Raw genomic sequence first — 1,902 nt, 5'->3', positions numbered from 1 at the left:
TTTGATAGCACCGCTTATCAATGAAAATTACACTCAGGAAACTGCAAAAGAATATATGGAGGTTATTACTTCTAAAGTTTATGATGTGCCTTCATTAGGTAAAAGAGAATTTTCTCCTAATACAATTAAGACATGGCTTTACTGTTACAGAAAATATGGATTTGAAGGTTTATATCCTAAAAGCAGATGCGACAAAGGTGCTTCGAGAATTTTAACTGATGATGTTAAAGCCTATATTAAAAATCTAAAACTCGATAATCCAAGAAGATCAGCTAAATCAATCTATCAGGAACTTTTAGCTAAAAAGTTTATTGAGCTTGATAAAGTATCCTTATCTACAGTTCAAAGATATCTTCGAAAAACTAAAATATCTACATCAGCATTAAACACAAAAGACAGGAGATCTTTTGAAATGGAGTATCCTAATGACTGCTGGCAATCTGATATATCAATGGGTCCATACTTAATTATCAACGACAAGAAGATTAAAACATACCTTATTGCTTTTCTGGATGATTCATCAAGGTTAATAACACATGCAGAATTTTATGATACAGATAATGTCATATCACTTATTGATGCGTTCAAAAAAGCCGTTTCGAAAAGAGGTGTTCCTAAAAAGCTATTTGTTGATAACGGCAAAGTATTCCAAAGTGAACAATTGCATTTAATATGTGCATCATTGGGAACGTCCTTATGCTATGCTGAACCGTATTCGCCAGAATCAAAAGGAAAAATCGAAAGATTTTTCAGGACATTAAAAGACCAATGGATGTATGGATTTGATTGGCAGAAAATATCTTCCATAGACGAATTGAATGAGAACTTGAATAAATATATTGAAGGAATATATCATCAAACAGTACATTCATCAACAAATATGAAGCCTATAGAGAAATTCATTAAATACACAGACACGATGAAATTCATAAATTCTAAAGAAGAACTTGATAACATATTTCTCTATAGAGTCAAAAGGCGTGTAATTAAAGATGCGACAGTATCAATAGAAAAAGTTAAATTTGAAGTACCGATGCAGTATATCGGTGATTATGTAAATATACGATATTACCCAAAATCACTTGATAAAGCATATATTTTTAGCGAAGACGGTAAGCTCTTACAAACAATACATCCAGTAAACAAAATTGATAATTCTAAGATAAGAAGAAAAGAAATAGACTTTTCTTTGTAAATGAAGAAAGAAGGAGAAACAATGTTTAATGTATATTATGGATTAACATTTAATCCATTTTCTAAAGACTGTGATGTGAAATATCACTACAAATCACAGGATTATATACAAGCAATGAGCAGATTAGAATTTTTAAAAGATAAAAAAGGATTTGGGTTAATAACAGGAGATCCTGGATCTGGTAAGTCATATACACTAAAATGCTTTGTAACTTCTTTAAATCCTAATATGTACAAGGTTGTATACATACCAATATCAACACTTACCGTTATGGATTTTTACAGGTATTTATCCGACGGTTTAGGGTTAATACCGAAACATAGAAAATGTGATATGTTTCGCCAGATACAGGATGTAATATTAAATTACCATTCAAAGAACATAACTCCCGTTATCATCGTCGATGAGGCTCAGTTCATAAGCAACTCAATCCTTGATGATTTACGCATTATATTTAATTTTGACATGGACACAAAAAATTATGCATTACTTATATTATCAGGACAAACACAATTAATTATACAGTTGAATAGACAAACACATGAAGCATTAAGGCAGCGAATAGTTTTAAATTATTCATTTAAGGGTTTAAACAAAGATGAAACAAAAGAATATATAACATCCAGATTAAAATGTGCAGGATGCAATGAAACAATATTTACTGATGACGCAATTGAATTAATATATTCAAGCACAAATGGATATTT

At 30.4% G+C, this 1,902-nt stretch carries 2 protein-coding genes; both read left to right on the top strand.

From position 1 onward, the window contains the following. The first annotated feature begins 1 nt into the window (after position 1). Entirely contained in the window at positions 2-1,195 is a 1,194-nt protein-coding gene (locus A6M21_RS07650; RefSeq protein WP_242868799.1) for a DDE-type integrase/transposase/recombinase, read from the top strand. Between the two features lie 21 nt (positions 1,196-1,216). Continuing rightward, positions 1,217-1,902 (top strand): ExeA family protein (locus A6M21_RS17860; RefSeq protein WP_078060496.1); only part of this gene is annotated, 686 nt, incomplete at its 3' end.

The organism is Desulfotomaculum copahuensis (assembly GCF_001655685.1).
Classification (GTDB): domain Bacteria; phylum Bacillota; class Desulfotomaculia; order Desulfotomaculales; family Desulfovirgulaceae; genus Desulfotomaculum_G; species Desulfotomaculum_G copahuensis.
This window is presented reverse-complemented; position numbering and strand designations above follow the sequence as displayed.